A 25,515-nucleotide genomic window follows, 5' to 3' on the forward strand; every position below is an offset into this window, starting at 1 on the left:
GCTGGCATGACGTTCGAGGGCCGGACCGAAAATGGCGCTGGAGCGAAGGTGCGGTGGCAGGAATTCTGCCTAAATAACTGATCTATTTGTATATAAATATATTCCATAATATACCTTATGCGAATCATGGATATGGTCGTGCAGGTCAGGCCAGCCAAATCCGCAGCTACCCAGAACCCCGCTCCCGGCGGACAATCCCGGCGCGCTGCGACGATCCGACGGTCGCTCGGATGGTCGCCGGCAAGAACTCCGGCGGTCCAAACCGTCGCCTATTGGGAGGTTCGTCATGCAGTCGAACGTCGCCCGCGGAGCCAGCTCGCGCGCCATTCCATTCGATGCCGCCAAGCTCGACCGCCTGATGGAAGCAGCCGGCCTCGACGTCCTGGTCGCGACCTCCAAGCATAATGTGCAGTACCTGCTCGGGGCCGAGCGCGCGATCTTCTTCGACTACATGGATGCCATGGGTGTCAGCCGCTATCTGCCCGTCCTGGTCTATCCCAAGGGCGCGCCGGAAAAGTCCGTCTATGTCGGCCACCGCCTGGAGACCCATCAGCGCGCCGTGGCGCCGCCCTGGGTGCCGCAGGTCCGGACCGAGTCGAGCGGCTCGGTCGACGCGATCACGCGGGCCGTCGCGGCCTTGAACGACGCCGGCGTGCCGATGAAGCGGGTCGGGGTCGAGATGGCGTTCCTGCCGATGGATGCGGGCCAGGCGCTGGCCGACGCCCTGCCCGCGGCCGACCTCAAGGACGCGCTGCTGGTGCTGGAGCGTCTGCGCGCGGTCAAGTCCGCCGACGAGCTGGCCAAGCTGAAGACGGCGTCTGAACTGGTGATCGCCTCGATGCTGGAGGTGATCGCCGGGCACGGTCCCGGCACGACCAAGCAGCAATTGTCGGACAGCTTGCGCGTCGCCGAGGTCAACCGCGGGCTCACCTTCGAATACTGCCTGCTGGCCTGCGGCAACAGCCACAACCGCGCGCCGTCGGCGCAGCGCTGGGAGCAAGGCGAGGTGCTGTCGCTCGACTCCGGCGGCAATTATCACGGCTATATCGGCGACCTCGCCCGCATGGCCGTGCTGGGCGATCCGGATGCAGAGTTGAAGGACTGTCTGGCCGAGATCGAGGCGGTGCAGCGCGCCGCCTTCGCCGCAGTCCGTCCGGGCGCCATGGGCGGCGACATCTATGTCGCGGCCGAACGGCAGCTCGCCCAGATCACCCAGCGCGACTGCACGGATTTCCTGGCCCACGGCATGGGCCTCGTCAGCCACGAGGCCCCTCGCCTGACCGCCAAGGGTCCGGTTCCCTACGACGATATCGACGCTCGCCACCCGCTCGAGCCCGGCATGGTGGTGTCGATCGAGACCACGATGAAGCATCCCAAGCGCGGCTTCATCAAGCTCGAGGACACGGTCGCGGTGACGGCGACGGGATACGAGATCTTTGGCGAGGGCGGCCGCGGGTGGAATCTCGGCGGGAGTGCGCGCTGACGCTGTCTCGCATTGTCCTTGCGGTGCGGATCGGCTGCCACGAGCGGGACTTGCGTGTAACGGTCACCGCGCTTCCCGCTGCGCGATCCTGGTCCCCTCGGCAATTCGGTCGCTGGGATGCAGGACTACCCGATCGCCTGCCGCCAGTCCGGAGAGCACCTCAGCCAGCCGGCTGTTCCGGTGGCCTATCTGTACCGAAGTGCTCCGAGCGCGGCCGTTCTCGTCGGCAAAACCAGCCCACTGGTCACCTTTCCGGAACAGAGCGCTCACCGGCACGGTCAGGGCGTCCGGAGTGCTCCAGGTGGTAACGTGGACGACGACGCGATAGTCGTGTCCAAGCGAAGCCCACGTCTCGGGCGGGTCGCTGAAATCGATGGTCACCCGGACCCGCTGCTCCTCGATGCCGAGCGCCGAGACCTTCAGGAAGCCGGCCGGGTCCACCCGGACAACCTTGCCCCTGACGGGCTGCCCGCCCCAGCCGTCGATCCGGACGGGCGCACCCACCTTGATCTGGACGGCATCGGTCGAGAGCAGGTCAGCTACGACCTCCAGATCGAGAGGGTTGCCGATGTCGACCAGCGGTGTCCCAGGCAGGACCGTTGCCTCGCTGTCCTGGATGATCTTCAGCACTCTTCCGCTTGCAGGCGCGAGCACCCGCACACAGCAGGTCGGCTCCGCCGACGGGGCAGCATTGGCCGGGTCCATCAGCCGGGCCGCCAGGCTGGTCCGCACCGCGCGACGCATGTCGACCTGGGCCTTCGCGCTCGCCAGGGCGGCCTCGTTGGTGGCCACGTCGAACTTGGCCTTGTCGAAGGCCTGCGCGGAGATGGTCTGCGTCCGCGCGAGTGTCTGGGCCCGCTGGAATTCGGTCTTGGCAAAGCCCAAGGCAGCTTCGATCCGCTGCACCTCGGCCTCCTGCTGCTGGATGGCGGCATCCGCAGCCAAGACCTCGGCCTGAAGCTGGTCGCGCGAGCGCACGTCGATGAATCCCGGCAGCGTCGGCTGCATCAGGGCGATGACCGTCTGGTTGGCGACGACTTCGTCGCCGACATGAAGCGAAGGCCCCTGCTCGCCGAGCGGATGCGAAATCCTCAGGACCTTGCCTGCGATGGGCGCCGAGACGGTGTAGACGTGGCGGACGCGCGTCTTGCCGTCGTCGTCCGCCGTTACTTCGATGGGGCCTTTCGCGACGGTCGCAAGATCGACCAGAACCGGGCGGGGCCAGGCAAACCACGCCAGTCCGCCCGCGATCCCGGCCAGGGCCGCAGCTCCGATGATACGTTTGGTCCAGTTTGCCGACATGGCTAGTCTCGCGTCTTGAGGACCGCGACGAGGTCCAGTTTATCGATGCGCTCACGGATGACGACCGCGGAAGCGAGGGCGGCCAGCACCACCACGGAGGTGGCGAGGACGTAGGTCGAATGCTCGACGACGAGGCGGACGCGCATCAACTCGCCGGCCAGGTTCGTCTTCATGACCCAGGCGAGCCCGTAACCCATAGCCCACCCGGGCGGCTGCGCGATCAGCGTCAGGATGGCGAGCTCTAGCAGCAGGATGCGCAGAACCTCACCGCGCGTGAAGCCCAGCACGCGCAGACTCGCCAATTCACGCGCCCGTTCGGACAAGGAGATCCGGGCGTTGTTGTAGACCACTCCGAACGCGATCACGGCAGCAAGGCCCGTGTAGATGCTGGCCATCGTGGTGACGAGCAGTGCGACGGTCTTGCGGAAGTTCGCCAGAGAGACACGCTGCAGCGCCACGCCGCCGACCGTCGGCATGGACTTCACCGCGGCGTAGAAATCCTCCTTGCGATTCTCGTCGAGGCTGAGGTTGACGCTGCTCACCACAGGCGCTTCGCGCATCAGCTTACGGAGCGCCTCGATGTCCATCATTCCCCTGATGCCGAAAAAGTCCTCGACGGTCGCCACGATCGGCATCGTCACCGTGCGACGGGCACCCTCCAGCAAATCGAGCTCGACGGTGTCGCCGGCCCCTGCCCCGAGGATGTGACCGAGCATGCCGGAAATCGCGAGGCCGGTCTCCGGAACCACGACCGGTCGAAGGTCGGAGTCGATGATGCGCCTCAGATCAGCGTCGGCTGGCCGGCCGTTGATCGTGATCCGGCGTTCGACGTTGCCGTGGCGGATGCGGACGGGCACCTCTCGGAACGGCTCGGCGGCGAAAACGCCCGGCAGCCGGTTCACCTGCTCCACGACGTTCTCGATCCGCTTCTCCGCGAAACCGATGGTCGCGTCCTGCCGATCGGCGAGGAAGTAGGTCACGTCGATGAGCTGCTCCATCGTGTCCCGGGTGAACAGCGAGACGACCAGGATCGCGGTGGCCAGCGCCATCCCAAGCGCCGTGAAAGCCGCCCGGACCGGGTGCCTCGCGATGTTGCGGACCATCATCAGCGTCGGCTGCGACACGACCTGGTCCAATTGGATGCTTGCCGGGAGCAGCCGCCTATAGACCGGAGGGGCCGGCGGTTGCATGGCGACGGCCGGCGGAAGCTTCACCACTTCCCGCAGCGCCCGCAGCGCACCGATAGCGGCAGCGGCCGCGCTGAGCGCGCCGGCGATGAGGTACAGGTCAGGCGCCTTCGCGAAAACCAGGAATGGGAAGTGAAAGAAGTCCCCGAACAGCGCGGTGATCCGCAATCCGAGCCAAGTCCCGGTGACGCTGCCCAAAACGATCCCCGTCGCGACAATGAGGGCGACGAACTTGAAATAGTGCAGAACGATGCTGCTGTCGGCGTAGCCTATCGCCTTAAGAAGACCGATCTGCTCGCGCTCGAGCGCGACCAGTCGGCTCAAGGTAAGATTGACCAGGAAGGCGGAGACCAGAAGGAAGATCGGCGGCAGCGTTCGGCTCATGTTGTTGAGCATGTCGAGTTCATGATCGAGCCACGCGTGCGAGGTCTGGTCCTTCCGGCCGTGGGCCGCCTGCCCGCCGTAGGGATCGAGCAAGACGTCGAGCTGTGAGATCACCGCGCGCTCGGAGGCGCCGGGCTGCAGCTTGACCGACACCGCCGAGAAGGCGCCGTCGAGATCGTAGACGCCGGCGAGTGCCTTTTCCGACATCCAGACGATCGCGAAGCGGCGGTCGTCCGGCATCAGGTCTCCCGGGCCGACCGTATAGACGAACTCGGGGGACAGGGCCGTGCCGACGATGACGAGTTCGCGCTTCTTACCGTTCAGGATTGCCGAGAACCGCGCCCCCTCCGAGAAGCCGTGAGCACGCGCGAACGGCTCGTTGACGACGACCTCCTCGGTCTTTCCTGATTCCGGAAGCCGCCCGGAGCGCATGTAGAGCCGATTGAGATGCGCCTCGCCGTTGTCGGCCAACGAAACGAACTGCCCGCTGGCGGGCTCGGAGAAGCCGGGGATGTCCAGCAGCGCCAGCTTGGCGATGCGCACGTCGACGGCGGCAACGCCGGGGATCTCGCCTATCCTGTCGGCGAGCGCTTTGGGCGCCCGCTTTGCCTGGGCGAACACGTCGCCGAAGCCGTAACGTTCGTAATACGCGACCCGCGTCTCTTCGAGCGAGCGATGCGATCCGACCGCGAGCACCAGGGTCGCGACGCCCCCGCCGACGACCAGCGCGACGGCGAGCACCTGCGCCCAGAGCCGTCTGACGTCCCGAAACAGCTTGATGTCGAGCGCCGTCATATCGTCACCAGGTGAGTTCGGCGGCTTCCCGCCGGGTCTCGTTCTTCTGGATGCGGGAGATCCGGCCGTCGGCGAAGAACAGCACGCGGTCGGCGACCTGCTGGATGCTGGCGTTGTGCGTGATGATGACCGTCGTGGTACCTAGCTGCCGGTTGACCCCGAGCAGCGCTTCGATCACTCGAATGCCGGTCTTCGAATCCAGCGCCCCGGTCGGCTCGTCGCAGAGCAGCACCGCCGGGCGTTTGGCGATCGCACGGGCGATGGCCACGCGCTGCTGTTCGCCGCCGGATAGCTGCGCGGGAAAGTGATGCATCCGCTCCGCGAGCCCGACCAGAGCGAGGGCGTCGGCCGGCCGCATCGGATTCCTGGCCACCTCGGTGACCAACGCCACGTTTTCATAGGCGGTGAGGCTCGGAACGAGATTGTAGAACTGGAAGACGAAACCGACGTGGTCGCGGCGATACTTTGTGAGCTCGCGGTCTTCGAGATCGGTCAGGTCGATATCGCGGAAGAACAGCCTGCCGCTGGTCGGCCGGTCGAGACCGCCCATGATGTTGAGCAGCGTGGTCTTGCCGCTGCCGGAGGGGCCGAGCAGCACGACCACTTCCTTCTCGGCGATTTCGAGGTCGACCTCGTTGAGGGCATGCACCATCACCTCGCCCGAGACGTAGGTCTTCGTCAGTCCCTCCGCTGTGAACACGGCTTCGCGCATGGCTGCCCTTTCGGGACGTGATTGTCGGCCGGATCCGCCGTTCCGGTATTGACGTAGGTCAGGGTCTCGCGCCTGGCTCGACCGCCGCCCGCGGAGAAGTCGTGGATTCACGGACGAACATTGCGATGCTCGCCGCCCAGACGAGCGCCATGCCGAGCAGGACCCATTTGAAATCGGAATGGATCATGAAGTTGACGGCGGCCATTAACCCGATCGAGAGCGCGCCGGCCACCCCGGCACCGGCCACCGCCACAACGTGACGGTCGCGGAAGGACGTCGAGGCCAGGGTGAGCGCGAGCACTCCGGTAGCCGCCACGTAACCGCCCATGACGCGAAACACCTGGGTGAGCCACGATGTCAGCCGAGGCCCGATCGACTGCATCTCCGCCGGGGTAAGGCTCATGTACCGGATATCCTCCGGCAACAACGGCGTCCGAAGGACAAGGAAGTAGATGCCGACCCCGATCAGCAGGATGCCGGAGGCCGCCAGCAGCATCGAGGATAGGCGCCAGCGATACGGTATGTCGCGCATCGTCAGCGCCCCGGATCAGCCGTGACGATAGGTGCCGCCGGTCGAGCCCCGGCCGAGAATTCCGCTCAGGCGCGGTATGAAGCCCGGAACTTCCGCGGCGTACTTTGCATAGGCATCGCCGAATTCCGACCTGGCGTCCCGCTCCTCGTCGCGCGCGAGCTTCAAGTACATGATCGTCAGCACCGGAAACATCGCCAGGGTGAGGATCGTCGGCCACTGCAGCAGGAAGCCGAACATCACCAGGACGAAACCGACGTACTGCGGGTGCCGGACGTAGCCGTAGGGCCCGGTGGTCGCGAGGCTCCGGGTCTGCTGCGCGTCGTACAGCACCCTCCATGCGGCAGAGATCAGGACGAAACCCGCGCCGATGAAGATGAAGCTCAGGATGTGGAACGGTCCGGCGTGCGGATTGGTCTTCCAGCCAAACATCATCTCGAGCAGGTGGCCGGCGTCATGGGAGAACCAGTCGACGTTCGGGTAGTGCGACTGCAGCCAGCCCGAAAGGAAGTAGATGGTGAGCGGAAAGCCGTACATCTCCACGAACAGCGCCACCAGAAACGCGCTGAAGGCGCCGAACGAGCGCCAGTCGCGGGCGGTCTGCGGCTTGAAGAAGCTGTAGGCGAACAGGATGAAGACCGCCGAATTGACGATGACGAGGCTCCAGAGACCGTAGGCGGGCCCGGTGTCGTGCATCACACGCTCCTTGGATCGTTCGGTCGGCCACCGCCGTGATTGTGGCCGTGTCCGCCATGCATGCAGAAGTGCATCAGGGGACAGGCGAGAAGCGGAAGCCAGATCAACAATCCGAGCACGTGCGCCCTATGCTCGGTGAACAAGAGCGCGCCGGCGATAATCAGGAATCCTACAAGGACCAAACCGGCCTTGGCTTTGGTGGACATGGCCTTTTGAGGGCGCTCCATATACCCGGAATGATCCTCCACCGACATCAGCACGCTCCTGTAGCTGTCGGCAGCTTAGAGGCGCGGCTGCCATCATTGTTGACGCAGATCAACGGCGCCAGGCCCGCAGGGCCTCACTGCATCGGCTTGCCGGGCTGCATTCCCGTGCCCATCATGCCTCCGCCCCGCATCGGCGACATCATCGGCATCATGCCCATCTGCGGCGCGAGCAACTCGTCCGCGGTCTTCTTCTGCTCTTCGGAAAACATCGCGACCATGTTCGTCAGCGCCGACTTCATCGCGCGGGTGCCTTCGAACCGCGCCGCGAGCCACTTCTCCTGGAACACGAGCTTTTCGACCAGGCCCGGAGCGCCGGCGCCTTGCTGCGACATCATCGAACCGCGCATCTCTCCCAACGTCCTGGCGTTCGTCCGCAAGGCATCGGCGAACGTGTTCCAGGCGGGCTGCTGCGCGTCGGTGATCTTAAGCTCGGTGCGGAGGAACGCGATCCGGCCCTCGATGTGATCGATGGTATCGATGCCCATTCCGTCCCCGGACTGCCGCATCATCTCCATCATTTTCGCCATGTCCACCATGGGCATCCTCCCGCCCATCATTCCGCCGCCATTCATGCTCTGAGAGCCGGCCGGACCCGGCGGGACCGCCTTGGGCTTGGGCTGCTCCTGCGCCTCCTTCTGGTCGGGGTGGTGCCCCTGGTGCTCCGCGGCTGATTGGGCCCAGGCGGCATGCCCGAGCGTCGTGACGAGTAGCGCGGCGGCAAAGGTCAAAGCGCGCATGACAAGCTCCTGGTTGTGGATTGCAAGCACTCAGGATGACTCGTTTTCGTCTCCGACCAATTGAGGCACGTCAATGGGTCCGGACGGCCCGGCGCACGGACGATGTAGGTCGGGCTCGACGATCGCCACGACCGATTTCGACCTTGGGGCGCATCAAGTATGAGCTCCGCCGTTTCTGCTTTGATGTGTCATTCACCGGGAGAACGGACATGATTCACTAGAACACTGATTGCCATCGTTGCCGCCGCCGCGCCTGCCGTGCCCGCGATGGCACAGAGCACGGACAAGGAAGAGAACGGTCACCACTATAGCGGCGGCCCGAAGACCGAAGTCCCTCATCACATGGGCAAGAAGGAAACGGTCGGCTCCTCTAAGGTCGCGCCGTTCACGGCGGCGGCAACACCGTTGCGAACGGGACTCTCTGCCGGCATCCGCTCGCCTGCCCGCCCGTCAGCGACACCTGCTGTCGCTCGACTCCGGCGGCAATTATCACGGCTATATCGGCGACCTCGCCCGCATGGCCGTGCTGGGCGATCCGGATGCCGAGCTGAAGGATTGTCTGGCCGAGATCGAGGCGGTGCAGCGCGCCGCCTTCGCCGCAGTCCGTCCGGGCGCCATGGGCGGCGGCATCTATGTCGCGGCCGAGCGGCAGCTCGCCCAGATCACCCGGCGCGACTGCACGGATTTCCTGGCCCACGGCATGGGCCTCGTCAGCCACGAGGCCCCTCGCCTGACCGCCAAGGGTCCGGTTCCCTATGACGATATCGACGCTCGCCACCCGCTCGAGCCCGGCATGGTGGTCTCGATCGAGACCACGATGAAGCATCCCAGGCGCGGCTTCATCAAGCTCGAGGACACGGTCGCGGTGACGGCGACGGGATACGAGATCTTTGGCGAGGGCGGCCGCGGGTGGAATCTCGGCGGGAGTGCGCTTTGATCTGACTGCGTCGCAAGCCGGCTGGGGCACTCTGCGTGATTTTTTGCGCACGGCTTCCGCCCAAGCACATCGTTTTTCGCTCCATCAATCCACGCGCAAAAAACAAATCGGCGATCGCAGGAACCCTTGTCGGCCCGCCCTGTTCATTCTTTGTCCGATCCGGACGCGTAACAATTGGTGGATACTATGAAAAGAACTCTATTGGCGGCAGTCGCCGTTCTCGCATTCGCTTCTCCGTCAGTCGCAGCTGAGACGGGCAAGACCGTTGGCCAATCGCCCTCCTCGTTCTACCTGGCTCAGGATACCGCGACCATGAAGTGTCAGATCGTCGAGAGTCAGCCTGCCGGCGGCAGCATGAAGGTTATCGGCACCGCTCACACGACAAAGGCTTCGGCAGAAGCGGCTTTGAAGGCGGACAAGACTTGCGCCAAGTAAACTTGCGCCAAGTAACTTGCACCAAGTAATCGGCCAAGTCGGAGCGTGAGTACGGAGGCGGGTCTGTGAGTTCGCTAGAACCACGAATCCTCAAATCCGCCGCCACCAGCGCCCCTCAAGAGTGCCCCGCGTCGAGGTTCTTTCTCGGCCAGTGGCACGCAAGTGACTTGCCGCTTGAGATGCTCCAAATTCGAGAGGATACGATCATGAACCAGCAGACAATGAAATGCGTGGTTGCCGTCTCGCTCTTCGGCGCGGCGATCCTCGGCTCAGTGCTGCCCTCGGAGGCAGCTCCGATCTCGCCTAGCACGAGTCTTCCGAAACAAGCGGTTTCTTCGTCCGGGGTGACAGAGGTCTACTACCGACGCCACTACCGCGGTCGCGGCTACTACCGCGCCGCTCCGGGGGCCGCAATCGGCCTTGGCATCTTGGGTGCCGCGGCTGGAGCCGCCGCCTATGGGGCCTACGGGTCCGGCTATGGCGGGCCCGGGTACTACGAGCGAGGGTACTCTGCGCCAGGGTACTACGGCGACCCCTATCCCTATCGCCGGCAATACTACTCGCCGTACTGAGGGCACGAATGACGCTGTTTGGGCGTGACAGTCTCTGTCACTGACCCTTCCCAATCAGCGTGCCATCGAGCGCGCCTGATCGCGCGTTGCGGCTACGTGCTGAGGCGTTCGGAAAGCCGCTCGACGAGGTAGAGCGCTCGAAAATTTCGATCGAAGATGCGAGAAAGGCAGCGCAGATCGCGCTTCCTATGTCTATCGACGTCAGACGGGTCTTCTGCACGGGCAGACCGACCTCAGACACTCTTCAGAGCGTCAGCAAACTCGGCCACGATCGCGACACGGACCTTGTCGTCTTTCTCGTCGACCGAACCGCGAGATTTTCGCGCGGGGGAACGATAAGCGGTTGAAGTTGGCCGCGGGTGGAATCTCGGCGGCAGCGCGCTCTAGCGCAGCGGCAGCAACTCGAGCTGGCCCTGCGCCTTCTTGACGGCCGCAGCGAACCAGCTCTGGCTTGGCGCTTCCTTGGCGAAGCATTTTGTGTAGGCGTCCATCGCCTGGTCTTCCTTGGCCATGCTGTCCTGCGGGGTTTTCCTGGCCATCATCTGCTTCCAGACCTTCTCGCAAGCTGGGATCTCGGTCGTCTTCACGGCGTCGGTCACGGCGAGGAAGTAGACCTTCTCGCCCCGGATCGCGACGACGTCGATCTCACGCGGCGACCCCTTCAGATCACCATTGCCGCGCACGCCGAGAACGGCGACCGCGGCGCTGGCCGCCGCAGGCTTCGTGATCGGCAACTCGGCATATTTGGCGAAGGCGGAATCCTGGATCGCGTAATAGTAGAAGCGGTCCGACCTGAACGCCGCGTCGATCTCCTGCGGCATGCCGTCCTCGCGGTGCTCGCGCAGCCAGTGCTTGAGCAGCGCGGTCGTGGTCGCCACGGCTTGCATCTTGTCGCCCTCGGAGGCGAAGCCGAGCCCGTCGAGATGGCCGAATCCGGAGTCGCCCTTGAAGAGCGTATCGGCGTTCGACTTGCCCTCTGCGGGCAGCCCCTTGATCGTGACCTGTCCCACGAGGTCGCGCAGCACGCCTGTCAGTTCCTTCAGCGCCGCATCATGCTGCCTGGAGGTCTCGTCGTTTTCCGGCGCCTTGGAGAACTTTGCAATGTAACGATCGCGCAGGTCGAGATAGCGCTGCTCGGGAGTGGCGGCATTTGCGCTCGTGGCCAGGACAAGCAGGCAGAGTAAGGCAAGGCACTTCATAGCGATCCCACGAAGCAAGGGCTGTCTTCAGTCTTTGTGCGTCAGTTTCGTGGGAGGGTTCATTCGCGGTGGGCAGGTGGGCCGTCGTGGGCTCTGCTCCGCCGGCGCAAGCGGACAGCGATGGTCAATTGTTCTTCGAATACACCGGTTCGCGATGAACTTCCCGACCGTTCTCGTCGATGACAACGATCCGGAGATCTGGATGGCCTCCCGGCCTTTTCGTGCGAACGTCTTCCGCCAGGCTCTTGCTGTGGGCAATGGCGGCGCCATCGCTTCCAAACTCCAAGCCTGACTTGTCCCGAGCCGGAACGCCATCCTTCATGTCGAAATAGTATGTGCGCATCAGCATCCTCTCGCGTCCACCTGTCCTGGAGTGCTTGGCCATCTTGTCGGAGAGGCAAGCAAACATGGGCCACCCGGCACCGGCGGACGCAACTGCAAATCGAGTTAAATACGCAGCGAAGCTAGCGAAGGTTCCCAGGAGCGGATTTGATTCCGATCAAATGCGTAAGCCGTGGCGATCACCGGCGGGGCTCCCGGAGAGCGGGCAGAGATCGGAAGATCGATTGACCGAGGTCAAATCCGAGCCGCTGGTGGGCACATATTCTTTTCTCCGATCGGTGCCGGTCAAACAGGAAAGGAGATTGAACATGCCAACCGAGACCAAACTGCCCGTCACAAAGTCGTCCGGCGCGCCGACAGTTGCGGGAGAAACCTGGCACCCCTTCGAGGCGCTGAGAGGCGAGATCGACCGACTCTTCGAGGATTTCGGCGAGGGCCTTTGGAATCGCCCATTCCGCTCACTTGCGCGGCTTGAGCGCGATGTCTCGAAAAAGCTGTCCGCGCCGGCCGTCGACGTCACCGAAAGTGACAAGGCGTACGAAATTACAGCCGAGCTGCCTGGGCTTGACGAGAAGAATATCGACGTCAAGGTTGCCAACGGCGGTCTCACCATCAAGGGCGAGAAAAAGGAAGAGACCGAGGAGAAGAAGAAGGACTACTACGTTTCGGAGCGCCGCTATGGCAGCTTCGAGCGGTACTTTGCCCTTCCCGACAGCGTCAACTCCGACAAGATCGAGGCGACGTTCAAGAACGGCGTGCTCAAGGTCGTTCTTCCAAAGACGGAAGAAGCACAGAAGCCTGCCAAGACCATCAGCGTGAAGGCGGTCTAGGACTTTCTGGAGGCGAGGCGGCGATGAACCAGCCTCGCCTCGACCTTCTCGCTTCGACCATGGCGCCAAGCGACGTCTCGTGTCGTGGCCAAGGCCTCGACACGAAGTCGTGCCCATGTATCTGACACGCGATAATTCAGGTCGAGCGAACCTGCGTGCGTGCCCTACTCCGCCGGCGTCAGTTGCCGGCTCAGCCGCATCGCAGCCGTCTCGCGCACGCGGACGCGGGCGCGGCGCTTGCGCCACCAGATCACGACGCCGGTGACGGAGAGCGCGGCCACCACCAGCCCCATGATCGAGATCAGGATGCGGCCGAACAGCCCGACAATCCGTCCCGAATGCAGCGGAAACTGCGCCTGCACGAAGATGTCGGCGGCAGTGCCGACCCAGGGCAGCCGTTCGCCGAGCGGACGGCCGTCCTCGCTGTCGTAATAGAGCTGCGCCGGCCCGACGCCGCCGGCGCCGTGGTCGTCGCCGGGATGGAAGAAGGCGGCGGCATAGACGCCATGGGCAGGGCCGTAATTGATCGAGCCGACCGGAGTGGACCACCCTCGCCCCTTGCCGTCGGCCGCCGCGCGCGCAGCGATGTCGGCAAACGTCACCTTGGGCTCGATGGGATCGTCGAGATCGCGGTACGGCCGCTGCTCATAGGGCGTCGGGGTGTAGTTCGACACCATCTTCATCAGCGGCGAGAACACCTCGAAATAGAGGTTCAGCGAGAACGCCGTGAAGGCGATGACGAACAGCAGCCCCCAGGTCCACAGGCTGAAGGCGCGGTGGATGTCGAAATTGATCCGGTAGGCGCTGCCCGACGTCTTGATGGTCCAGGCCGGCGCCCAGCGCGCCCAGAAGCCGCGTTCGAGCTGGCGCGTGACCTGCGGAGCCCGCGCGGCCTTCGCGCCTCGTCGTGACGGCAGGGTCAGATAGAAGCCGACGAAGCAGTCGATGGTCCAGATGATGGCGATGATGCCGAGCAGGCGCATGCCCCAGCGGTCGCTGCCCCAGAATTCCGGGATGTGCATGGTGTAGTGCAGCTTGTAGAGGAACGAGACGAAGTTCTCCCGCGTCACCGGCCATACCGCGCCCCAGTAGCGCCGCCCCAGCTCGACGCCCGTGTTGGGATCGAGGAAGACCTGATTGTAGTCGAGCGGATAGCGCTTGCCGGTTGCCGGATCGATCCGCGGCATGACGAAGAACCACAGCGAGTGGCCCTCCTCCGGCGTCATGAAGAGGTAGACGACGCGTGCGCGGGGATCGCGCTGCTCGATCAGCCTGGCGAGCTCGATCGAGGGAATGGCCGGGCCCTTGCTGGTGACGTCGAACAGATGGCTGTTCAGGACGTCGTCGATCTCGTGATCCCAGGAGATGATCGCCCCGGTGATGCCGGAGAAGAACAGGAATCCGGCCGTGAGCAGGCCCGCCCAGCGATGCAACCGACCGAATATGGCTCTCATCGTTCGCCTCTCATGAAGCGGTCTGTCGGAAACTGGGCCGCTAAGGTCTCCACAGCGTCATGGCCGGGCTTGTCCCGGCCATCCACGCCTTTCCCGCGGAACAGAAAAACGTGGATGCCCGGGACAAGCCCGGGCATGACGACCTCCAGTGGGAGTCTATATGCCTGTGCCATCAAAGCTCACCAGCGGTACGTCAGCTTGCCGATGGCTTTGCGCCCCTCGGCGTAGAAGCAGCCCGACAGGCTGTAGCAGGCAGCGACATAGCGCGTGTCGGCGAGATTGGTGACGTTCAGCGACAGGCGCCAATTGTCCCTGGTGTAGGCCACAAGCGCGTCCAGCATGGTCGAGGCTCCCACCTTGAACGTGTTGGCATCATCACCCCAGGTCGCGCCGACATAGCGGACGCCGCCGCCGAACTGGAGGCCGGCGAGCGGCCCGCCCTGAAGCGTATAGTCGCTCCACAGCGAGGCGCGGTTGAGCGGCACGGTGACCGGCGCCTTGCCGACATTCACCGGATCCTGCGTGACCATGGCATCGACATAGGCATAGGCGGCGCGCAGGTTCCAGCCGTCGGCGAGCGACATCGTGCCTTCGAGCTCGATGCCGCGCGATTTCACCTGACCGGTCTGTTCGGCAAAGGTGGCCCCAGGCGCGTAGGTGACGACGTTGTCGCGCGTCAGGTCGAAGGCGGCGAAGGTGAACAGCGCGTTCCAGCCGAACGGCTGGTACTTGACGCCGACCTCGTACTGAACGCCGGTTTCAGGGGTGAGCATCTGGCCGCCCGGTCCCGTCGCGAGCACCGGCAGGAACGATTCCGAGTAGCTGAAATACGGCGCGCCGTTGTCGAAATTGTACATCACGGCGGCGCGGCCGGTGAAAGCCGAAGCATCTTTCGAGACCGATGTGTTGCTGATACCGCTGTCGAGCTGCGTCGTCACGAAATCCTGGCGGCCGCCGAGCTGGAACGAGAGCCGGCCGAGCTTGATCTGATCCTGCGCATAGAGGCCGACCTGCGACTGCTTGACGCCGGTGTTGTCGCTCATGGCGCCGACGGTCCAGTCGTAGCTGTAGACCGGATTGAAGACGTTGATCTCGGGGGCCGAGGTCGTGACGCCAAAGGCGGTGTCGCGGAAGGAGGTGTTGCGATAGTCGATCCCGACCAGCGTGGTATGGCTGAGGATGCCGGTGGTGAACTTGCCCTGGAGCTGGTTGTCCACCGCGAAGGAGTTGATGTAGGAGTTGCTGTAGCTGCCGAAGCGCGCGAGCTGCCCCGCGGCCTCGTCAGTATAGCCTCCGCCGTAAAACACCTTCTCCTCGTTGTGCTGATAGGCGTAGCGCAGGTTCTGCCGGAACGTGATGTTGTCGGTGAAATTGTGCGAGAGCTGGTAGCCGGCGGTTGCGATCTCGGTGTTGAACGCGTTGAAGCTCGGCACGCCCGCGAAGAACGAGACCGGGATGGTGCGGCCGTTGTTCGGCCACACGGTGCCTGAAGCCGGCAGGAACTGAAGGCCCCACCCTGCCCGGTCCCTCTGGTAGTTGGCGAGGATCGTGATCGTCGTGTCCTCGTTCGGCTTGAAGGTGACGGCCGGCGCGATGAAGACGCGGTTGTCCTTGGTGAAGTCGACCTGGGTCTCGCCGTCGCGCACCACGCCGGTCAGGCGCCACAGCACGGTGCCTTCCTTGTTGGCGGGGCCGCCCATGTCGAACTGGCCCTGGTAGCGATTGAAGCTGCCGCCGGAGACCGAGACCTCGCCGAACTGCTGCGCCGTCGGCAGCTTGGTCACGTAGTTGAGGATGCCGCCGGTGCCGCTGCCGCCGTACATCGCCGAGGACGGCCCCTTGAGAACCTCGAGGCGCTCGGCGCCGTAGGGATCGAGGCCGTTGAAATGCACGTAGTTACTCGACGGGATCCGCAGGCCGTCGACGTAGAGGCCCGACATGGTCGTGTCGAAGCCGCGGATCTGGAGGGCGCCGAAGCGGGTGTCCGAGCCGCCATTGACGTCGCCGCTGACGCCCGCGGTGTAGCGCAGGGCCTCGCCGATCGAGACCGCGCCCTGATTTCTGACCTGGTCGGTGGTGACGACAGACACCGACTGCGGCGTTTCGATCAGCGGCGTGTCGGTCTTGGTGGCGGTGCCGCTTCGCGTGGCGACGAAACCGCGCACCGGACCATTGGCGCGCTCACCGGTGGCGCCGTTCGAAGCCGGCTGAGTTGGCGCGGCTTGCTGCGCGGGAGCGCGCCGATTGGTGCGGGAGTTGCGCGTCGTTGCCGACCGTCGCGACGAAGCAACCGCCGCAGGACGGGCCCGCTGAGCCGGTGCTTCAACGGAGACCGCGGGAATTTGCGTCTGCGCCCGTACGGCGCCGAAGGGGACGACGAGAGAAAATGTGCTGACGGCGCCGAAGAAAAGCACCTGAAGCTGTCGAAGACGCGTGTCGGAACGCGAATGAAGTTGGAAGTCTGTCACGTCTTGCGAGGCCCCACGCACTGCCGGCTTTGCCGGTATCGTTCTTGATGCCCCGCCCTAACGCAGGCGATTTCGGAGTGCGATAGGAACAGCGTTAGAATCTCTCCAGAGCTGTGCGCAGGAACTGCGGCGAATGCGCTCATGCGCGACCCAACGTGCAGGCGCCGCCGATTTGGAATCCTTCTAGACGAACGCGATCGATCGACCGGACGGGGCATCGGGCGACATCGAATGCGAGCGCGGAGAACGAATCCTTTACCATGCCCGCCAGGCTCGATTGAGCCTGAGGAACCCCGGAGGTAAATTCAGCTGCGGGATACTTCCTTCATTCTGCGGCACGCACCGCAACGTTCTGTGCCGGCGCGTGCTGGGCACCCGGGGTTCGACATCCATGAGCGAATTGCGCGCAGCGACCAGGCAATCCACGGCGAGGACCGGGATCATCGAGTTTGACGGCGCCAGCGGCACCGTCAGCATCCCCTGCACGATCTCGGACGTATCAGGCACGGGCGCAAGGCTGAAGCTCGACTGGTCGCTGTCGTTTCCGAAACAGGCCACGCTGATCTTTGCTGACGGGCTGCGAAAGCCCTGTCGTGTGGCATGGCAGAAGCGGAGACTGCTCGGCGTCGCATTCGCGGACGGTGTTGCGAGCCTGGACGAACAGGCCCTCATGATGACCGAGGAAGAGCAGGTTCTGCACCGGCAACAGATTGGCGCGCAGGTCAGAGGCGCGCGCGAGGCGCGTGGCTATACCGAGAGCCAGATCGCGAACCATCTCGGCGTCTCGCCCGAGTTCGTGTCGCGCGCCGAGCGCGGAGAGCTGAGCATCCCCCTGCACCAGCTCACCCACATTGCCGATCTGCTGCTGGTCGACCTCGACAGCCTGGTTGCCGGCCCGGCGTCGATCGGATTGCCACCCGGCGAGGCGCGCGCGAGCGACGTCGAACTGGCGGCGGAGTGAATTCGCGCTGACGAAGGCGCGACCTCGCTCGCTATGGTCCTGCACGCTTCGGCTGTTCACGCCACGTCTGCCGGTGCCGCCTGACGCGCCCCGTCGCTACCAGGTCAGCGATGCCGCAGCCGGCGGTTGACCCGGCGCGCCAGATAGTCGCCGGCACTCTGGACGAGCTGGACCAGTGCGATCAGCACGACGACGACCGCCAGCATCATCTCCGGCATGAAGCGCTGGTAGCCGTAGCGGATGCCGAGATCCCCCAAGCCCCCGCCGCCGACGGCGCCGACCATGGCGGAGTAGCCGAGCAGGCTCACCACCGCGAGCGTCAGCGCCAGCAACAGGCCGGGCAATGCCTCGGGGATCAGCACCTTGAACACGATCTGCATCGGCGAAGCCCCGAACGAGGACGCGGTCTCGATCAGGCCGCCATCGACCTCGCGGATCGCAGCCTCCACGAGACGCGCGATGAACGGCGTCGACGCGATGGTCAGCGGCACGATCGCCGCAGTCGAGCCGATCGATGTGCCGGCCACGAGCCGCGTGAACGGGATGATAGCCACGACCAGGATGATGAAGGGCGTGGAGCGCGTCGCATTGACGACGATGCCGAGCACCCGATTGACGACGGGCGCCGCGAACAGCTCCCCTTTCCGGCTGGTCGCCAGGAACACGCCGAGCGGCAGGCCGAAGGCGGTGCCGAGCAGCGCCGCGATGCCGACCATGTACAGGCTTTCGAAGGTGGCCTGGATGATCAGGTTGATGAGTTCAGGCGACATAGCCGAGACGCTCCGCCGGGAATTGATATTGAGACAGCCAGGCGAGCGTCCGCGTCACCGCGTCTTCGCCGCTGGAAATGCCGAGAGGGATAGCGAGGGTGAGCGAGCCCACATGCTGGCCGCCGATCTCGTCGATACGGGCCGCAAGCAGCGCAACGTCGAGGCCGAGCTCGCGCGCGAGCCGTGCGACCAGGGTGTCGCCGGCCCCTGCCCCGCGCACCTGGACGCGGATCACGGCCTGCCCGCCGGCAGGCGGCTCCGGCACGATCCGGCTCGCCAGCGACACCGGCAGGCTGTCGCCGATCACCTCGGCCAGGAAGGACTGCGTGATCGGATGTTTGGGATGGGTGAAGATATCGGCGACATGACCGCTCTCGACGACGTGGCCGGCGTCGAGCACCACGACCTCCCTGGCGAGCTGGCGCACCACGGACATCTCGTGGGTGATCAGCACGATGGTCACTCCGAGTTCACGGTTGATGTTGGCGAGCAGGTCGAGGATCGCGCGCGTGGTCTGCGGATCGAGCGCGGACGTCGCCTCGTCCGACAGCAGCACGCTCGGCCGCGTCGCCAGCGCCCGCGCAATGCCGACGCGCTGCTTCTGGCCGCCGGACAGCTCCGACGGATAGCGGTCGTGCTTGTCGGCGATGCCGACGAGGGCAAGCAACTCGGCGACGCGGGCCTTGATGTCGGACTTGGCCCAGCCGGCGATCTCGAGCGGCAGCGCGATGTTGTCGGCCGCGGTGCGCGACGACAGCAGGTTGAAATGCTGGAAGATCATGCCGATCGAGCGCTGCGCCAGCCGCAACCCGCGGCCCGCCAGCGCCGAGATATCCCTGTTATCGACGATCACGCGTCCCGTGGTCGGCTTCTCCAGCCCGTTGATCAACCGGACCAGGCTCGACTTGCCGGCGCCGGAGCGGCCGATCACGCCGGTGATGGAGCCGCGCGGGATCGTGAAGTCGATGTCTTGCAGGGCGTTGACGCCGGGCTTGCCGCGATAGGCCGGATAGGTCTTCGAAATGCGTTCGAAACGGACCATCGCGTCCGGTTCGGTCGCGGCAGGTGAAATCGCATCGAGCGTCTCGATCCTCTGTCCGATCGCGAGCGATTGGTGGGCGTTCATGGCGGAGGCCTTCATGTACGATAGTTCGCTTGCCCGCATGCCCCCAGGGGCGCACGGGAACCAGGTCGCATCGAGCGACGGGGAGTGAAATTGCGACCGAGCGCTCGGGTGGAACGCGCTGCACCGCAGCACGCACCATCACGCGAACGGGTCTTTCTTGCAATGTCAGATATTTGCGGGGAGTTGGACGAAGTTTTCCAAATCCCTCCCCGGCGAAGAAAATTCATCTGCAGGGGGCTGTCGGCGTTCGGCCCGGCTTACCTGGCAACCTGCAACCAGGGCAGCACGATCAGCAGGAGCCCGGCGAAATAGAGCAGCCCGAAGATCAGCCCAAAGCCCCAGAACTGGCCCTTCCCGATATAGCCGCTGCCGAAATACATCGGCGCCGGCCCCGTGGCGTAAGGCGAGATCACCCCCATCAGGCCGAGCGAATACATGCAGAGCATGGCGAGCGTCGTGACCGGCAGGTCGGCGATGCCCGAGCCGACCGCGAGCACCACCGGCAACACCGCTGCGGCGTGTGAGGTGATGCTGGAGAAGAAATAGTGGATCCAGAAGAACAGTGCGACCAGCAGGAGCATCGCGGTTGACGGCGACAGCCCGGCGAGCGGCTTTGCGTATTCGGTCGCGAACCATTTGATGAAGCCGATCTCGTTGAGGCCCGAGGCGAGCGTCAGCAGCGAGGTGAAATAGAAGAACACCTCCCATGCGCTCTTCTCGCTGACGATGTCGGCAAACTCGATCACGCCCGTGACCAGCATCAGCGAGATCACGATGAAGACGACGGTGGTGGCGTTGACGAAATTCGAGCCGAGCAGCGGCACGTGGATGTCCGGGCTGGAGCCGGCGATCCACAGGAACATCGCGAGCACGATCAGCGCCAGCATGATCCACTCGTTGCGCGACATCGGGCCCATCTCCGCGAGCTCCTTGGCCGCCCATTCGGAGATCTCGGGGCTGCGCTTCACTTCGGGCCGGCACACCAGATAGCTGAGCAGCGGGACGAGGATCATCAGGAGGATGCCGAGCGGCGCAAAGCCGATGAACCACTGGCCCCAGCTCACCTCGACCCCGACGGTCTTCTTGGCGATCGCCAGCGCCGCGGCATTGGGTGCGAGCGCGGTGAAGAACAGCGAGCTGGTGACCGCGGTCGCCGCGAACGCGGTCCACATCACATAGGTGCCGATCCTGCCGGCGGTTGGTCCCGGCTCGGAGCCGTAGATGCGCGGGATGTTGCTGATGATGGGATAGACGATGCCGCCGCTGCGCGCGGTGTTGGAGGGCGTTGCCGGCGCGAGCAGAAAGTCCGACATCGCGACCGCATAGCCGAGGCCGAGCGTGTTGCTGCCGAGCTTTTGCACCAGCACCAGCGCGATGCGCCGGCCAAGCTGGCTCTTGCGATAGCCGATCGAGAACACGAAGGCGCCGACGATCAGCCACACCGTGCTCTCGGCAAAGCCCGCCAGCATCCAGCGCAGCGACTTGGTCGGATCGGGATCGATATAGCCACCGACGCCGGCGACCGTGAGCCCGATCAGGCCGACCGCGCCGACCGGCATCGACTCCAGGATGAGCCCGGTGATGACGGCCGCGAACACGGCAAAGTAGTGCCACTGATTGACGTTGAGCCCTGATGGCACCGGCCACAGATAGATCGCCAGCCACACCACGAGCGGTGCGACCAGCTTCCAGCGAAACCCTTTCGCCTCAGGCGCCTGCGAGCTAGCGGCCATGGGTCCTCCCCCTCGATTGTCGTTGCGTTGTGCCGCCCGTTGGCCGGGCCGCTTTTGTCCCTGCGCGGCGTATACGGACTGTCCGCGGCGCGATCAATGGCTTGACGCCGGTTCTGCCGCCCGGTGCCTGATTTTCCCTGGTGCTCACAAATGCCCGGTGCGCCGATGCTCCGGCTCGCTGCCGCGGACCGGAAAGCGGATCGTGGTGCCGATGGTGATCCAGTTGGCGTTTTCGCCGGTGATGTTGCGGCCGTAGATCAGGTCGACGGAGAAGATCTCGTTCGGCCGGTAGCGGACGCCGGTCTGGAAACGCGGCTGCACGACGCTTGCGATCTCGGATGCGCCCGCCTGGCCGTACGCCTCGATCGTCCATTGCAAGGTGTCGGTGAATTTCCAGTCGAAGCCGATGCCATAGGTCAGGTAGTGGCGATCCACGGTGCGATCCCAGAGCCAGCCGCCGTTGACGTTGATGCGCATGGTTTCGGACAGGCGGAAGGTTGCGGGGATGACCGCAAAGGCGGATAGCGCCTCCCCGGTCGCCGCATCGAATGATCCCCCGCCATAGGCCGACAATCCCCACCGGCCGACGCCGGTCGGGATGAAATTCGTCTTGGCTTTCGGAGCCACCGTCGTGCTCCAGTCGCCATCGCTGCGGGCCCGGATGGTCTGCAAGCTCAGCTCGATCGGCCTGAACGGATCGATGACACAGGAGGGATTGGCGACTGCGGAGAAATCCGTGTTGGAAGCAGCCGACAGCCAGCTTTCAACCTTGCAGGAGCCGACCTCGGAGATGTCGGCGGCATCCACCGCATAGGCGCCATTCGCGGCGCGCGCATCCTGCGCCGCGAATGCGACAAGAGCCGCGATTGCGGCGGTTATTCCAGCTCGTGCAGCCCATCCCATGGCCCGATGTTAGCAGAGTCTTCGCCTCGACAACGCCCGGATTCTGGGACTATCTTCCGTCCATGAGCGACCATCACCACCACGATCACGACCATTCCGAACTGTCCGAGACCGAGCTGCGCGTGCGCGCGCTCGAGACGATTTTGACCGAAAAGGGCTATGTCGAGCCGGCCGCGCTCGATGCCATCATCCAGGCCTACGAGACAAGGATCGGTCCGCACAACGGCGCGCGCGTCGTCGCCAAGGCCTGGACCGATCCGGCCTTCAAGCAGGCGCTGCTCGAGGACGGCAGCAAGGCGATCGGCACGCTCGGCCATGTCAGCCGCGTCGGCGACCATCTCGTCGTGGTCGAGAACACGCCGCAGCGGCACAACATGGTCGTGTGCACGCTGTGCTCCTGCTACCCCTGGGAAATGCTGGGGCTGCCGCCGGTCTGGTACAAGGCCGCGCCCTACCGCTCGCGCGCCGTGAAAGACCCGCGCGGCGTGCTCGCCGATTTCGACGTTACGCTGCCCAAGGACATGGAGATCCGGGTGTGGGACTCGACCGCCGAGACGCGCTTTCTGGTGCTGCCGATGCGGCCCGAGGGCACGGAGGGCTGGAGCGAGGAGCAGCTCGCCGGGCTCGTCACGCGCGACTCCATGATCGGCACCGGCTTTCCCAAAACGCCCGGAGCGCCGTCGTGAACGGCGTGCACGACATGGGCGGCATGGACGGGTTCGGCAAGGTCGAGCCCGAACCCAACGAGCCGGTGTTCCACGCGGCGTGGGAATCCCGCGTGCTGGCGATGGTGCGCGCGATGGGCGCCGCCGGCGCCTTCAACATCGATACCTCGCGCTTCTATCGCGAGACATTGCCGCCGCACGTATACCTGTCGAGCTCCTATTATCAGAAGTGGTTCCTCGGGCTCGAGGAGATGCTGATCGCCAAGGGCTATCTCACCCGGGAGGAGGTCGCTGCGGGCCACGCCATGCAGCCGGCCAAGGCGCTCAAGCACGGCAAGCTGGAGCTCGGCGACGTCGAGCGCACCATGGTGCGTGGCAAGTTTGCCCGCCCTGCGCCGGCGCCGGCCAGGTTCAACATCGGCGACCGCGTGCGCGCGAAGAACATTCATCCGGCGACGCACACCCGCCTGCCGCGCTATGTGCGCGGTCATGTCGGTGTGGTCGAGCTGAACCATGGCTGCCACGTGTTTCCGGATTCGGCGGCGATGGAGCGCGGCGAGAATCCGCAATGGCTCTACACCGTCGTGTTCGAGGGCAGCGATCTCTGGGGTGCGGATGGCGATCCGACCTCGAAGGTCTCGATCGACGCGTTCGAGCCATATCTGGACCCGGCGTGATGAGCAGCACGCTTGCTGCCGCCGCGACCGCGGCGATCCCGAGCATTCCCCGCGATGACGACGGCCCGGTGTTCCGCGCACCCTGGGAGGCGCACGCGTTTGCGATGGCCTTGAGCCTGCACGAGCGCGGCGTGTTCACCTGGCCGGAATGGGCCGCAGCCCTGGCCTCCGAGATCAAGCGTGCGCAGGCCGCCGGCGATCCTGATACGGGCGAGACGTACTACCTGCACTGGCTCGCCACGCTGGAGGGACTGGTTGCGCGCAAGGGCGTTGCATCCACCGAGACGCTGCACCGCTATCGCGACGCCTGGGACCACGCGGCGGATCGCACGCCGCACGGCAAGCCGATTGAGCTGAAGCCGGAGGATTTTGGCTAGCTCGGTAATTGGCACGCTCGTGCCAAGCCCTACGCTGTCATTCCCCGCGAAGGCGGGGAATCCAGTACGCCGCGGCCTCTCGGCTCAAGCACAGTCTCTGGAATACTGGATCGCCCGCCTGCGCGGGCGATGACACTGACCGTGTTGCGTCAGCGTCCCGCCACATACTCCCGCCACCCCTTCGCCCGCAGGCTGCACGCCGGGCACTCGCCGCAGCCGTATCCCCACTCATGCTGCGCGCCGCGTTCGCCGAGATAGCAGGTGTGCGACTGCTCGCGGATGAGATCGACCAGCCCGTCGCCGCCGAGGTCATGGGCCAGCTGCCAGGTCGCCGCCTTGTCGATCCACATCAGCGGCGTATGCAGCTCGAAGGGCCGCGCCATGCCGAGCGAGAGCGCGGCCTGCATGGCGCGGATGGTGTCGTCACGGCAGTCGGGATAGCCGGAATAGTCGGTCTCGCACATGCCGCCGACGATATGGGTGATGCCGCGCCGGTAGGCCAGCGCCGCGGCAAAGGTCAGGAACACCAGATTGCGGCCGGGCACGAACGTGTTCGGCAGCCCATCGGCGCCCATCGCGATCGCGACGTCGCGCGTCAGCGCCGTGTCCGAGATTGCGGCCAAGGTCGGGATCGACAGCGTGTGGCTCTCGCCGAGTTTTGCCGCCCAATCCGCGCGCAGGCCCTTGAGGCCGTCGAACAGACGGTCGCGGCAAGCGAGCTCAACAGCATGGCGCTGGCCGTAGTCGAACCCCAGCGTCTCCACACGCGCAAAGCGGCTCAGCGCCCAGGCAAGGCAGGTGGTGGAATCCTGTCCGCCGGAGAACAGCACCAGCGCGGTTTCGGTCGAAAAAGCGTCACTCATGGCCCCGCGCTTTAGCACCGCGGAACGTATCAGCCAATCGGTGGAAATCGGCTCGTTCCGCGTGCCGGCGCTGGGATCGGCGGGCCTCTTTTGGCATAAGGTTGGAGACCCAGGAGAACGGCCCGCAATGACCCCTTCCCGCGACATTTCCCGCCTGATCGAGATCATGGCGGCGCTGCGCACGCCGGTGACCGGCTGCCCCTGGGACCTCGAGCAGGATTTTGCGACCATCGCGCCCTATACGATCGAGGAAGCCTATGAGGTGGTGGACGCCATCACCCGCGGCGATCTCGACGATTTGCGCGAGGAGCTAGGCGACCTCCTGCTCCAGGTCGTGTTCCACGCCCAGATGGCTTCGGAGCAGAACGCGTTCGCCTTCGGCGACGTCGTCGAGGCCATCACCCGCAAGATGATCCGGCGCCATCCCCATGTCTTCGCCGACAAGGACGGCAATCTCGCCTCCTCCCACGTCAAGGAAGTCTGGGACCGCATCAAGGCCGAGGAGAAAGCCGAGCGGGCTGCGCGCCGGCCGCCGGAAGCAAAGCCGTCGCACAAGTCCCTGCTCGCGGGCGTGAAGGCCGGCCAGCCCGCGCTGACGCGCGCCATGGAGCTGCAGCGCAAGGCCTCCACCGTCGGCTTCGACTGGAACGACCCGCGCGCGGTGCTGGCAAAAATCCGCGAGGAAGCCGACGAGATCGAAGCCGCGCTGGACCGCAACGACAAGGAGGAGCTTGCGGAAGAGACCGGCGACCTGATGTTCGCACTCGTCAACCTCGCCCGCCATGTCGATGCCGATCCGGAAGCCGCGCTCCGCGCGACGAACGCGAAATTCGAGCGTCGATTTGCGTTCATCGAACGGGCGTTGGAGGCACAGGGGCGGACGCTCGAGCAGGCGTCGCTGGCGGAGATGGATGCGCTGTGGAATGCGGCGAAGGGTGAGGAGCAGCAGGCTCCTGCTGTTGAGAGAAGCAACCAAGCGCGCCGCTAACTCCGTCGTCGTCTCCGCTGCTAACTCCGCAGTCGTCCCGGCGAAGGCCGGGACCCATTACCCCGATTGCATGTTGTTGTAAGACGCTGGAGCTACCAGCGCGCCAAACTCAACCGCCTGTGGC

General features: G+C 64.9%; 26 protein-coding genes. 10 read left to right on the forward strand and 16 right to left on the reverse strand.

The window, feature by feature from the left end; translation table 11 throughout:
- The first annotated feature begins 286 nt into the window (after window positions 1–286).
- Window positions 287–1,483 carry a M24 family metallopeptidase gene (locus tag XI09_RS06005; RefSeq protein WP_271566049.1) on the forward strand — a complete coding sequence of 399 codons (1,197 nt, stop codon included), beginning with the start codon at window positions 287–289 and terminating at the stop codon, window positions 1,481–1,483.
- Between the two features lie 63 nt (window positions 1,484–1,546).
- On the opposite strand, the gene XI09_RS06010 is transcribed toward XI09_RS06005, so the two are convergent.
- The 7 genes from XI09_RS06010 to XI09_RS06040 form a co-directional block, all read right to left on the reverse strand.
- Window positions 1,547–2,785 (reverse strand): efflux RND transporter periplasmic adaptor subunit, encoded by a 1,239-nt coding sequence (locus XI09_RS06010; RefSeq protein ID WP_271566050.1) that lies wholly within the window; start codon window positions 2,783–2,785, stop codon window positions 1,547–1,549.
- A gap of 2 nt (window positions 2,786–2,787) precedes the next feature.
- Window positions 2,788–5,151: an ABC transporter permease gene (locus XI09_RS06015; protein WP_271566051.1), complete on the reverse strand. Its 2,364-nt coding sequence runs from the start codon at window positions 5,149–5,151 to the stop codon at window positions 2,788–2,790.
- Window positions 5,152–5,155: 4 nt separating this feature from the next.
- Window positions 5,156–5,863, reverse strand: coding sequence for an ABC transporter ATP-binding protein (locus XI09_RS06020; protein WP_271566052.1), 708 nt, complete (start codon window positions 5,861–5,863; stop codon window positions 5,156–5,158).
- A 58-nt stretch (window positions 5,864–5,921) separates the two neighbouring features.
- Window positions 5,922–6,395, reverse strand: coding sequence for a hypothetical protein (locus XI09_RS06025; RefSeq protein ID WP_271566053.1), 474 nt, complete (start codon window positions 6,393–6,395; stop codon window positions 5,922–5,924).
- A 15-nt stretch (window positions 6,396–6,410) separates the two neighbouring features.
- Window positions 6,411–7,088, reverse strand: a complete 678-nt coding sequence (locus XI09_RS06030) for a methyltransferase family protein (protein ID WP_271566054.1) — start codon at window positions 7,086–7,088, stop codon at window positions 6,411–6,413.
- A complete protein-coding gene (locus XI09_RS06035) occupies window positions 7,088–7,342 on the reverse strand; it encodes a DUF2933 domain-containing protein (protein WP_271566055.1) in 255 nt (84 codons plus the stop codon). Before XI09_RS06035 ends, XI09_RS06030 begins: the two co-directional genes overlap by 1 nt.
- 86 nt (window positions 7,343–7,428) lie before the next feature.
- Window positions 7,429–8,091 carry a Spy/CpxP family protein refolding chaperone gene (locus XI09_RS06040; RefSeq protein ID WP_271566056.1) on the reverse strand — a complete coding sequence of 221 codons (663 nt, stop codon included), beginning with the start codon at window positions 8,089–8,091 and terminating at the stop codon, window positions 7,429–7,431.
- A gap of 238 nt (window positions 8,092–8,329) precedes the next feature.
- Between XI09_RS06040 and XI09_RS06045 the strand changes: the two genes are divergently transcribed.
- From XI09_RS06045 to XI09_RS06055, 3 genes are all read left to right on the forward strand, one after another.
- Window positions 8,330–9,028, forward strand: a complete 699-nt coding sequence (locus XI09_RS06045) for a M24 family metallopeptidase (protein ID WP_442869537.1) — start codon at window positions 8,330–8,332, stop codon at window positions 9,026–9,028.
- Between the two features lie 186 nt (window positions 9,029–9,214).
- A complete protein-coding gene (locus XI09_RS06050; protein ID WP_271566057.1) occupies window positions 9,215–9,463 on the forward strand; it encodes a hypothetical protein in 249 nt (82 codons plus the stop codon).
- 206 nt (window positions 9,464–9,669) lie between these two features.
- The gene (locus XI09_RS06055) at window positions 9,670–10,035 is read left to right on the forward strand and encodes a hypothetical protein (protein WP_271566058.1); all 366 of its coding nucleotides are present in this window, start codon (window positions 9,670–9,672) and stop codon (window positions 10,033–10,035) included.
- Between the two features lie 383 nt (window positions 10,036–10,418).
- On the opposite strand, the gene XI09_RS06060 is transcribed toward XI09_RS06055, so the two are convergent.
- Both XI09_RS06060 and XI09_RS06065 read right to left on the reverse strand, forming a co-directional pair.
- A complete protein-coding gene (locus XI09_RS06060; RefSeq protein ID WP_271566059.1) occupies window positions 10,419–11,234 on the reverse strand; it encodes a hypothetical protein in 816 nt (271 codons plus the stop codon).
- A gap of 124 nt (window positions 11,235–11,358) precedes the next feature.
- Window positions 11,359–11,577, reverse strand: coding sequence for a DUF6894 family protein (locus XI09_RS06065; protein ID WP_271566077.1), 219 nt, complete (start codon window positions 11,575–11,577; stop codon window positions 11,359–11,361).
- Between the two features lie 307 nt (window positions 11,578–11,884).
- On the opposite strand from XI09_RS06065, the gene XI09_RS06070 reads away from it, so the two are divergent.
- The gene (locus XI09_RS06070; protein ID WP_271566078.1) at window positions 11,885–12,406 is read left to right on the forward strand and encodes an Hsp20/alpha crystallin family protein; all 522 of its coding nucleotides are present in this window, start codon (window positions 11,885–11,887) and stop codon (window positions 12,404–12,406) included.
- Window positions 12,407–12,570: 164 nt separating this feature from the next.
- On the opposite strand, the gene fsrB is transcribed toward XI09_RS06070, so the two are convergent.
- Entirely contained in the window at window positions 12,571–13,860 is a 1,290-nt protein-coding gene (gene fsrB / locus XI09_RS06075; RefSeq protein ID WP_271566060.1) for a siderophore utilization protein FsrB, read from the reverse strand.
- Window positions 13,861–14,039: 179 nt separating this feature from the next.
- Window positions 14,040–16,025 carry a TonB-dependent siderophore receptor gene (locus XI09_RS06080; RefSeq protein ID WP_271566061.1) on the reverse strand — a complete coding sequence of 662 codons (1,986 nt, stop codon included), beginning with the start codon at window positions 16,023–16,025 and terminating at the stop codon, window positions 14,040–14,042.
- 694 nt (window positions 16,026–16,719) lie between these two features.
- Here XI09_RS06080 and XI09_RS06085 point away from each other — a divergent pair.
- Window positions 16,720–17,289 (forward strand): helix-turn-helix domain-containing protein, encoded by a 570-nt coding sequence (locus XI09_RS06085; RefSeq protein WP_271566062.1) that lies wholly within the window; start codon window positions 16,720–16,722, stop codon window positions 17,287–17,289.
- A gap of 104 nt (window positions 17,290–17,393) precedes the next feature.
- On the opposite strand, the gene XI09_RS06090 is transcribed toward XI09_RS06085, so the two are convergent.
- The 4 genes from XI09_RS06090 to XI09_RS06105 form a co-directional block, all read right to left on the reverse strand.
- Complete coding sequence (locus tag XI09_RS06090) at window positions 17,394–18,059, reverse strand: methionine ABC transporter permease (protein ID WP_271566063.1); 666 nt, start codon at window positions 18,057–18,059, stop codon at window positions 17,394–17,396.
- Window positions 18,049–19,200, reverse strand: a complete 1,152-nt coding sequence (locus XI09_RS06095) for a methionine ABC transporter ATP-binding protein (RefSeq protein ID WP_271566064.1) — start codon at window positions 19,198–19,200, stop codon at window positions 18,049–18,051. The genes XI09_RS06090 and XI09_RS06095 overlap by 11 nt, the downstream gene beginning before the upstream one ends.
- Window positions 19,201–19,442: 242 nt before the next feature.
- Window positions 19,443–20,918: a DASS family sodium-coupled anion symporter gene (locus XI09_RS06100; RefSeq protein ID WP_271566065.1), complete on the reverse strand. Its 1,476-nt coding sequence runs from the start codon at window positions 20,916–20,918 to the stop codon at window positions 19,443–19,445.
- A gap of 144 nt (window positions 20,919–21,062) precedes the next feature.
- A complete protein-coding gene (locus XI09_RS06105; RefSeq protein WP_271566066.1) occupies window positions 21,063–21,821 on the reverse strand; it encodes a hypothetical protein in 759 nt (252 codons plus the stop codon).
- Between the two features lie 62 nt (window positions 21,822–21,883).
- Between XI09_RS06105 and nthA the strand changes: the two genes are divergently transcribed.
- Genes nthA through XI09_RS06120 form a run of 3 tightly spaced genes read left to right on the forward strand, consistent with a single transcriptional unit; the run spans window position 21,884 to window position 23,540 of the window.
- Window positions 21,884–22,507, forward strand: a complete 624-nt coding sequence (gene nthA, locus XI09_RS06110; protein WP_271566067.1) for a nitrile hydratase subunit alpha — start codon at window positions 21,884–21,886, stop codon at window positions 22,505–22,507.
- Window positions 22,504–23,163 (forward strand): nitrile hydratase subunit beta, encoded by a 660-nt coding sequence (nthB, locus tag XI09_RS06115; protein ID WP_271566068.1) that lies wholly within the window; start codon window positions 22,504–22,506, stop codon window positions 23,161–23,163. The genes nthA and nthB overlap by 4 nt, the downstream gene beginning before the upstream one ends.
- Window positions 23,163–23,540, forward strand: coding sequence for a nitrile hydratase accessory protein (locus XI09_RS06120; protein ID WP_027542775.1), 378 nt, complete (start codon window positions 23,163–23,165; stop codon window positions 23,538–23,540). Before nthB ends, XI09_RS06120 begins: the two co-directional genes overlap by 1 nt.
- 149 nt (window positions 23,541–23,689) lie before the next feature.
- Here XI09_RS06120 and queC read toward each other — a convergent pair whose 3' ends face one another.
- Window positions 23,690–24,403 (reverse strand): 7-cyano-7-deazaguanine synthase QueC, encoded by a 714-nt coding sequence (queC, locus tag XI09_RS06125; protein WP_271566069.1) that lies wholly within the window; start codon window positions 24,401–24,403, stop codon window positions 23,690–23,692.
- Between the two features lie 127 nt (window positions 24,404–24,530).
- Between queC and mazG the strand changes: the two genes are divergently transcribed.
- A complete protein-coding gene (mazG, locus tag XI09_RS06130; RefSeq protein ID WP_271566070.1) occupies window positions 24,531–25,391 on the forward strand; it encodes a nucleoside triphosphate pyrophosphohydrolase in 861 nt (286 codons plus the stop codon).
- Window positions 25,392–25,515: the final 124 nt, after the last annotated feature.

Origin of the sequence: Bradyrhizobium sp. CCBAU 11386, from assembly GCF_028128955.1 — a bacterium.
Lineage (GTDB): Bacteria > Pseudomonadota > Alphaproteobacteria > Rhizobiales > Xanthobacteraceae > Bradyrhizobium.

What these genes read in the sequence shown, in the direction of transcription:
- XI09_RS06105 (WP_271566066.1), bottom strand. Translation starts at nt 21,821, where the DNA reads ATGGGATGGGCTGCACGAGCTGGAATAACCGCCGCAATCGCGGCTCTT.
- XI09_RS06120 (WP_027542775.1), top strand. Translation starts at nt 23,163, where the DNA reads ATGAGCAGCACGCTTGCTGCCGCCGCGACCGCGGCGATCCCGAGCATT.
- XI09_RS06030 (WP_271566054.1), bottom strand. Translation starts at nt 7,088, where the DNA reads ATGCACGACACCGGGCCCGCCTACGGTCTCTGGAGCCTCGTCATCGTC.
- XI09_RS06035 (WP_271566055.1), bottom strand. Translation starts at nt 7,342, where the DNA reads ATGTCGGTGGAGGATCATTCCGGGTATATGGAGCGCCCTCAAAAGGCC.
- XI09_RS06070 (WP_271566078.1), top strand. Translation starts at nt 11,885, where the DNA reads ATGCCAACCGAGACCAAACTGCCCGTCACAAAGTCGTCCGGCGCGCCG.
- nthA (WP_271566067.1), top strand. Translation starts at nt 21,884, where the DNA reads ATGAGCGACCATCACCACCACGATCACGACCATTCCGAACTGTCCGAG.
- XI09_RS06100 (WP_271566065.1), bottom strand. Translation starts at nt 20,918, where the DNA reads ATGGCCGCTAGCTCGCAGGCGCCTGAGGCGAAAGGGTTTCGCTGGAAG.
- queC (WP_271566069.1), bottom strand. Translation starts at nt 24,403, where the DNA reads ATGAGTGACGCTTTTTCGACCGAAACCGCGCTGGTGCTGTTCTCCGGC.
- XI09_RS06015 (WP_271566051.1), bottom strand. Translation starts at nt 5,151, where the DNA reads ATGACGGCGCTCGACATCAAGCTGTTTCGGGACGTCAGACGGCTCTGG.
- XI09_RS06055 (WP_271566058.1), top strand. Translation starts at nt 9,670, where the DNA reads ATGAACCAGCAGACAATGAAATGCGTGGTTGCCGTCTCGCTCTTCGGC.
- XI09_RS06010 (WP_271566050.1), bottom strand. Translation starts at nt 2,785, where the DNA reads ATGTCGGCAAACTGGACCAAACGTATCATCGGAGCTGCGGCCCTGGCC.
- XI09_RS06095 (WP_271566064.1), bottom strand. Translation starts at nt 19,200, where the DNA reads ATGAAGGCCTCCGCCATGAACGCCCACCAATCGCTCGCGATCGGACAG.
- XI09_RS06065 (WP_271566077.1), bottom strand. Translation starts at nt 11,577, where the DNA reads ATGCGCACATACTATTTCGACATGAAGGATGGCGTTCCGGCTCGGGAC.
- mazG (WP_271566070.1), top strand. Translation starts at nt 24,531, where the DNA reads ATGACCCCTTCCCGCGACATTTCCCGCCTGATCGAGATCATGGCGGCG.
- XI09_RS06060 (WP_271566059.1), bottom strand. Translation starts at nt 11,234, where the DNA reads ATGAAGTGCCTTGCCTTACTCTGCCTGCTTGTCCTGGCCACGAGCGCA.
- XI09_RS06025 (WP_271566053.1), bottom strand. Translation starts at nt 6,395, where the DNA reads ATGCGCGACATACCGTATCGCTGGCGCCTATCCTCGATGCTGCTGGCG.
- fsrB (WP_271566060.1), bottom strand. Translation starts at nt 13,860, where the DNA reads ATGAGAGCCATATTCGGTCGGTTGCATCGCTGGGCGGGCCTGCTCACG.
- XI09_RS06040 (WP_271566056.1), bottom strand. Translation starts at nt 8,091, where the DNA reads ATGCGCGCTTTGACCTTTGCCGCCGCGCTACTCGTCACGACGCTCGGG.
- XI09_RS06020 (WP_271566052.1), bottom strand. Translation starts at nt 5,863, where the DNA reads ATGCGCGAAGCCGTGTTCACAGCGGAGGGACTGACGAAGACCTACGTC.
- XI09_RS06090 (WP_271566063.1), bottom strand. Translation starts at nt 18,059, where the DNA reads ATGTCGCCTGAACTCATCAACCTGATCATCCAGGCCACCTTCGAAAGC.
- XI09_RS06050 (WP_271566057.1), top strand. Translation starts at nt 9,215, where the DNA reads ATGAAAAGAACTCTATTGGCGGCAGTCGCCGTTCTCGCATTCGCTTCT.
- XI09_RS06085 (WP_271566062.1), top strand. Translation starts at nt 16,720, where the DNA reads ATGAGCGAATTGCGCGCAGCGACCAGGCAATCCACGGCGAGGACCGGG.
- XI09_RS06005 (WP_271566049.1), top strand. Translation starts at nt 287, where the DNA reads ATGCAGTCGAACGTCGCCCGCGGAGCCAGCTCGCGCGCCATTCCATTC.